4 protein-coding genes are annotated in these 7,545 nt (G+C 68.1%); all 4 read left to right on the top strand.

Annotation, left to right across the window (positions count from 1 at the left end; all coding sequences use genetic code 11):
- The coding region (locus AB0J87_RS63475) for a cellulose binding domain-containing protein (protein WP_363985617.1) at positions 1 to 609 on the top strand (609 nt) is incomplete at its 5' end.
- 31 nt (positions 610 to 640) lie between these two features.
- Positions 641 to 2,065: an arabinofuranosidase catalytic domain-containing protein gene (locus AB0J87_RS63470; RefSeq protein WP_363985615.1), complete on the top strand. Its 1,425-nt coding sequence runs from the start codon at positions 641 to 643 to the stop codon at positions 2,063 to 2,065.
- A gap of 105 nt (positions 2,066 to 2,170) precedes the next feature.
- Positions 2,171 to 4,930, top strand: coding sequence for a cellulose-binding domain-containing protein (locus tag AB0J87_RS63465; RefSeq protein ID WP_363985613.1), 2,760 nt, complete (start codon positions 2,171 to 2,173; stop codon positions 4,928 to 4,930).
- Between the two features lie 177 nt (positions 4,931 to 5,107).
- Complete coding sequence (locus AB0J87_RS63460; protein ID WP_363985611.1) at positions 5,108 to 7,507, top strand: ricin-type beta-trefoil lectin domain protein; 2,400 nt, start codon at positions 5,108 to 5,110, stop codon at positions 7,505 to 7,507.
- Positions 7,508 to 7,545: the final 38 nt, after the last annotated feature.

Genomic DNA, 7,545 nt, shown 5'->3' with positions numbered 1-7,545 from the left:
CGCCAGGTCAGCAACGACGGAACCCGGCGCGTGCTGGCCAAGAAGCTCGGCAACGGCGACGTCGCGGTCGCCCTGTTCAACCAGGGCGGCAGCACCACCACGATCAGCACCACCGCGTCCGCGATCGGCCTGACGGGCGATTCGTTCACCCTGCGCGACACCTGGACGAACACCGCCGGCACCAGCACCGGCACCATCTCGGCCGCCGTGCCCTCGCACGGCACCGTCGTCTACCGGGTCAGCGGCAGCACCACCCCGACACCGACGCCCACCCCCACGCCGACGCCCACCCCCACGCCCACGCCGAGCGGGTGCACGGCGACGTACCGGCTGATCAACGACTGGGGCACCGGCTTCCAGAGCGAGGCGACCGTCACCAACAACGGGCCGTCCGCACTCGACGGCTGGACCGTGAAGCTGACGCTGGCCGGCGGCCAGACCATCACCAGCCTCTGGAACGGCGTGAACACCGGCACCACCGGCACGGTCACCGTCAAGAACACCCCCTACAACGGCACCATCGCCGCCAACGGGACGACCACCTTCGGCTTCACCGCCAACGGCAACGGCTCGACCGCCCCCACCGGTGTCACCTGCACGAGCCCATGACCGAACGCCATCTCAAGGAAGGTAAGCAGGCATGCGACAAATCAGCACTTTGCGCCGACGAGTGGCACTCTCGGTCGCGGCCATCGCTGCACTGTCGACGGCCGGTGTCGGTGTCGCCGCGACACATGTAGCATCGGCGGCCGCAGCCGGATGCGAGGTCAGCTACACGGTGACCAACCAGTGGTCCGGAGGCTTCGGCGCCAATGTGAGCGTTAACAACCTGGGCGACCCGATCAACGGCTGGAAGCTGACCTGGGCGTTCCCCGCCGGTCAGACCATCACCCAGCTGTGGAACGGCACCTACACCCAGTCCGGCGCCCAGGTGACGGTGTCCAACGTCAGCTACAACGGCAGCATCCCCAGCGGCGGCAGCACCAGCTTCGGGTTCAACGGGAGCTGGAACGGCTCCAACCCGGTGCCGACGAGCTTCGCCCTCAACGGCGTCACCTGCACCGGCGACGTCTCCACCCCCACTCCCCCGGTCACGCCGCCGCCCTCGTCGAGGCAGCCGTGTGACATCTACGCCGCAGGCGGTACACCGTGCGTGGCGGCGCACAGCACCACCCGTGCCCTGTACGCCTCCTACAACGGCCCGCTCTACCAGGTACGCCGTTCCTCCGACAACACCACCCGGGACATCGGGGTGCTGAGCGCGGGCGGGGGCGCCGACGCCGCCACGCAGGATTCGTTCTGCGCCGGCACGACCTGCCTCATCACCATCATCTACGACCAGTCAGGTCGCAACAACCGCCTCACCCAAGCACCTCCCGGCGGGTTCCCCGGCCCGGCCCCGGGCGGATACGACAACCTCGCCAACGCCACCAAGGCACCGACCACCGTCTACGGCCGCAAAGCCTACGGCGTCTACGTCGATCCCGGCGTCGGCTACCGCAACAACACCACCAACGGCATCGCCAAGGGAGACCAGCCCGAGGGCATGTACGCCATCTTCGACGGCACCCACTACAACGGCGGCTGCTGCTTCGACTACGGCAACGCCGAGACCAACAGCCGCGACAACGGCAACGGCACCATGGAGGCCATCTACTTCGGCAACATCAAGGTCTGGGGCTACGGCGCCGGCAACGGCCCCTGGATCATGGCCGACCTCGAGAACGGCCTGTTCTCCGGCGTGAACCAGAAGTACAACGCCAACGACCCCACCATCAGCCACCGTTACCTGACCGCCATCATCAAGGGCGAGCCGAACCACTGGTCGATCCGCGGCGGCAACGCCCAATCGGGCAACCTGTCCACCTTCTACAACGGGCCACGTCCCAACGTTCCGGGCTACAACCCGATGAAGAAGGAAGGGGCCATCATCCTCGGCATCGGCGGCGACAACAGCCACGGCGCCGCCGGCACCTTCTACGAAGGCGTGATGACCTCCGGCTATCCGACCGACGCCACCGAGAACGCGGTCCAGGCCAACATCGTCGCCGCCGGCTACAGGTGAGTCGGTCAGGTGAACCAGCCACCGGGATGACCGAGCCCCGCACCCGACGATGCGGCCTCGCGGGGCCGGCACCTCGGCGATCCACCCATCCCTAAGGAGAACTCAGTGCGCTTCAGCCGACATCGGCGCTGGCTCGCGGCCGCGACGGCCGCGGCGCTCGGCGCCCTCGGGCTCGCGACAGCCGGCTCCGCCCACGCCGCTGAGGGTTGCCGGGTCACTTACACGGTGACCAACCAGTGGCAAGGCGGTTTCGGCGCCAACGTGACGATCGACAACCTGGGCGATCCGGTCAACGGCTGGAAGCTGACCTGGTCGTACACCGCCGGACAGACCATCACCCAGCTCTGGAACGGCTCCTACACCCAGTCGGGCGCGCAGGTGACCGTGAGCGACGCCGGCTACAACGGCGGTATCCCCAGTGGCGGCAACGCGAGCTTCGGGTTCAACGCCACCTGGAACAACACCGCCAACCCCGTCCCTGCGACCTTCGCCCTCAACGGCACCACCTGCACCGGTACCGTCACCACCACTCCCTCGCCGACCCCGTCGGTGCCGCCGACCGGCACGTCAACGGCCTGGCAGAACGGGAAGTTCGTGGTGGACACGCCCAACGTGGTCCGCCGGTCCAGCATCGTGTTCAGCCGGGCCAACACCACCGCCAGCCAGTTCGCGCCGCTCGGCAACGGCACGCTGGGAGCCGCGGCGTGGGGAGCGAACGGCTTCACCGCGCAACTGAACCGCAACGACACCTTCCCCGACCGCAAGTCACCCGGCCAGGTCGTCATCCCCGGCCTGAGCAAGCTCGCCGGGGCCGCCGACTTCAAGGGATACCTGGATCTGTACGACGGAACGCTGTACGAGTCGGGTGGCGGGATGACCCTGAAGGCCTATGTGCGGGCCGACACCTCCCAACTGGTGGTGGACGTCACCGGGGCCGACCCCAACAGTTCCCAGACGGCGCAGGTGAAGCTGTGGAGCCCGCGCAACCCCAGGGCCGAGGCGTCGGGCTCGGTGGCGACGCTGTCGGAGAGCTGGACCGACTGCTGCGGGGGCGGCGCCTCCGGCCAGACGTTCGGCACCATGGCGGGCGTCAGCGCCGGCGGGCGCAACGTGCGCGCCGCCAACCCCGACTCGCGGACCGCGCAGGTGAGCTTCCAGCCCAACAGCGACGGGTCGTTCCGGGTCATCGTGGTCTCCCCCGGCTGGAAGGGCGGCAACGCGCTGACGACGGCGACCACCCTGCTGGGCGGAGATCTGACCCGGGGCTCCGCCGACCTGGCCGCCGGCACCCTGTCCTGGTGGCACGACTACTGGAGCTCGGTCGGCCTGATCAAGATCACGTCCAGCGACGGGTCGGGCGAGTACTTCGAGAACATGCGGACGCTGTACCTGTACAGCATCTCGGCGAGCAACCGCGACACCTACCCGGGCACCCAGGCCGGTGAGGCCAACCTGTTCAACGTCGGCCAGGACACCCAGCCCTGGTATCCGGCCGGGTACTGGTTCTGGAACCTGCGAATGATGATCCAGGCCAACCTGTCGGCCGGTGCCTTCTCGCTGAACACGCCGATGTTCACCCTCTATCGGAACAACCTGAGCAACATCGCGGCCTGGACGAGCGCGCGCTATCCGGGTCATGAGGGCATCTGCGTGCCGGAGACCATGCGGTTCAACGGCAACGGCACCTGGTACGCGGGCAACGAGTCCTGTGACTCGGCCATCGCCCCCTCCTACAACTCGCAAACCGTAACCTCCGGCGCCGAGATCGGCCTGTGGGTCTGGCAGACGTACCTCGCCACCGACGACCGCGCGTTCCTGTCGGCGAACTACCCGATCATCCGGGATTCGGCGAAGTTCCTGCTGTCGCACGCCAGAACCGGCTCCGACGGCCTGCTGCACACCCACTCCAACGCGCACGAGACGCAATGGTCCGTGGATGACCCGATCACCGACGTGGCCGCGATGCAGGCGCTGTTCCCGGTGGCGGTGTCGGCGGCCCAGACGCTCGGCATCGACGCCGACCTCGTCACCAGGCTCCGGACGGCGATCCCGAAGATCCGGCCGCTGCCCAGAACCGATTTCGGGCAGACCCAGGTGCTCGGCCCGTCCTCCGACGCCGCCGGGAACAACATGCTCGCCCTGTCCGCGCAGCCGACCGCGGCCAAGCACAACGTGGAGAACCTCGGCCTGGAGCCGGTGTGGCCGTACAACCTCATCGGTGACAGCGGCAACCAGTCCGACCTGGCCAAGCGCACCTTCAGCCACCGCAGCTACATCACTCAGACCGACTGGAGCTTCGACGCGCTGCACGCGGCGCGGCTCGGCCTGGGCAACGAGATGCGGACCGCCCTGATCGCCAACATCAACAAATATCAGGTCTTCCCCAACGGGTTCGCGAGCTGGGATGCCACCAAGCTGACCAACCCGTACCTGGAGGAGTTGGGGGTCACCGCCGCGGCGGTCACCGAAGGCCTGGTCCAGGACTACGACGGCACGCTGCGCGTCGCCCCCGGCTGGCCGACCGGATGGGACGCCGACGGGACCGTGTACATCCAGCACAAGGGCAAGGCCCACGTCCAGATCCGCAACGGCACCCTGGTCACCGTCGCCGTCGAGGCGGGAGCGAGCGGGGACATCACCGTCCGCAACCCCTGGCCCGGCCAGAACGTCACAGTCGTGAACGGCAGCGGTGCCACCGTGCTGACGAACCAGACCGGCGCCACCATCACCATCCCCGCGCAGGCCGGCACTCCGTACCTGATCCAGCGGGCCTCGGCGCCCACCACGTCCCTGCCTTTCGCGTCGGTCGGCGGCAGCCCCGCCACCGCGGCCAAGCGCCTCGGCAACCGGAGCATCGGACTGTGACCGCGGACGCGGGAGTACGGCTCGCCGAGGTCCGGGTGGCCCGGCCTCCGTCTCCCGCGCCGATCTCCACAGTCCGGCCTCGGGGTCGTCTCCTGGCGGCGACCCCATCCGCTCGGGGACGACCCGACCCGGAGGCCGGGTCGTCCCCGACACCAGTCCCCGAAGGGAGAACCCGCCGTGTCAAGAGTCAGACGATTGCTCCGGCGCCTGCGCGCCGCGGCGGTCGTGACGGCCGGAGCCGTTCTGGCCTCGGGCAGCGTGCTGACCGCGGTCACCGTACCCGCCCAGGCCGCCACCTCGATCACGATCAACGGAGCGTCGGGCGGCCGTACGCTCGACGGCGTCGGCGCGGTCAGCGGCGGTGGCGGCAACAGCCGCCTGCTGATCGACTATCCCGAGCCGCAGCGCTCACAGATCCTCGACTACCTGTTCAAGCCCGGGTACGGCGCGAGCCTGCAGATCCTGAAGGTCGAGATCGGCGGCGACACCAACTCCACCAGCGGAGCGGAGGCCAGCCACGCCCACTTCCGCGGCGACCTCAACTGCGACCGCGGGTACGAGTGGTGGATCATGGAGCAGGCCAAAGCCCGTAACCCCGGCATCAAGCTGGTGGGCCTGGCCTGGGGCGCACCGGGCTGGATCGGCAACGGGACGTTCCTGTCCCAGGACATGATCGACTACTACCTGTCCTGGCTCAGCTGCGCCAAGCAGCACAACCTGACCATCGACTACCTCACCCCGGTGCAGAACGAGCGAAAGTGGGACGTCAACTTCACCATCAACGTCCGCAACGCGCTCAACGCCAACGGCTACGGCAACGTCAAGCTCATCATGGGTGACCAGTATCCAGGCTGGGTCGGAGCCGACCAGGCGGCCGGCAACCCGGCCTTCCGCAACGCGGTCGACGTGTTCACCGCCCATTACCCGTGCGGCTACCTCGGACCACAGAGCTCATGCCCGACCCCGGCCAACTTCCTCAACTCCGGCAAGCAGTTGTGGGCGGGCGAGAACGGCTCACAGGACTACAACGGTGGAGCCAAGGCGATCGCCCGCGGCGTCAACCGCGGCTACATCGACGGCAAGTGGACCGGCTACCTGCACTGGAACCTGCTCGCCGCGATCACACCGAACATCCCCTGGTCGACGGTGGGGCTGATGGTCGCCAACCAGCCATGGTCGGGCTGGTACTCGGCCGGCAAGAACCTGTGGGCCATGGCCCACACGGGACAGTTCACCGCCCCCGGCTGGAAGTACCTGGACACCTCCAGCGGCTACATCGGCGGCAACCGCAACAACGGCAGCTACGTGTCGCTGAAGTCGCCGAACAACCACGACTACAGCACCATCATCGAGACGATGGACGCCACCGCGGCCCAGACGCTGAACTTCACCGTCACTGGCGGCCTGTCGACCGGACAGGTACACGTGTGGGCCACCAACCTCAACTCCAGCAACTCCGCGGATATCTTCCAGCACACCGCCGACCTCACCCCCTCCGGCGGGAACTTCTCCCTGACCGTCCAACCGGGGTACCTGTACTCGATCACCACCACCGCCGGGCAGGGCAAGGGCAGCGCCGTCAGCCCACCGCAGGGATCCCTGAGCCTGCCCTACACCGACGACTTCGAGGGCTACGCCACGGGCAGGGAGCCCGAATACCTCATGGCCATGCAAGGGGCCTTCGAGGCAGCGCCTTGCGGCGGCGGCCGGACCGGCACCTGCGTGCGGCAGGCGACCCCGCAACAGCCGATCCTGTGGAAGGAGAACGCCACGCCGTACGCGCAGCTCGGCAACACCGCCTGGAACAACTACACGGTCTCCTCCGACGTACTGCTGGAAAAGCCCGGTTATGCCGAGCTGATCGGCCGGGCCGGCACCGAGGACCTCAAGCCATGCGGGCTGAACGCCTACTACCTGCGGGTCAGCGACACCGGCGCCTGGTCGATCCTGCGGAACAACACCGGCTGCACCTTCACCACGATCGCCGGCGGCACCACCGCCGCACTCGGCACCGGCCGCTGGCACAGCCTCGCCCTTGGCTTTTCCGGAAGCACCATCACCGCCACCATCGACGGCACCGTGATCAGAACAGTGAGCGACTCCACCTTCTCGGCCGGTCAAGTCGGTTACGGCACCAGCCAGGGCGAGACCGCCCAGTTCGACAACCTCAAGGTCGTTGCCGGCTCCGGCAGCCCGGGCGATGGATCGACGTTGCGCAACGTCAACGCCGGCCGCTGCCTGGACGTGCCGGCCCTGTCGCAGACGAACGGCACGCAGGTGGCGTTGTGGGACTGCAACGGCGGGACCAACCAGCAGTGGACCTACACCTCGGGCAAGCAGTTGCAGGTGTACGGAACCAAGTGTCTGGAGGCCGGAACCGCGAACGGCACCAAAGCGATCATCTGGGACTGCACCGGGCAGCCCAACCAGCAGTGGAATCTCAACGCGGACGGCACCGTCACCGCCCCGCAGCCCGGCCTATGCCTCGACGCCAACGCCGCCGGAACCGCGAACGGAACGCAGGTGATCCTCTGGGCCTGTAACGGCGGGAACAACCAGAAGTGGACACGTAGCTGATTCGGTCACCGGTCGCCCTCGCCGGAGCCCGTCACTCA

The organism is Nonomuraea sp. NPDC049625 (assembly GCF_040675285.1).
Lineage (GTDB): Bacteria > Actinomycetota > Actinomycetes > Streptosporangiales > Streptosporangiaceae > Nonomuraea > Nonomuraea angiospora_A.
Note: the sequence above shows the minus strand (reverse complement) of the source record. Positions and strands in the feature narration are given on the sequence as shown.

Excerpts from the sequence above, each read along its gene's own strand:
- AB0J87_RS63470 (WP_363985615.1), top strand. The coding sequence starts at position 641 with ATGCGACAAATCAGCACTTTGCGCCGACGAGTGGCACTCTCGGTCGCG.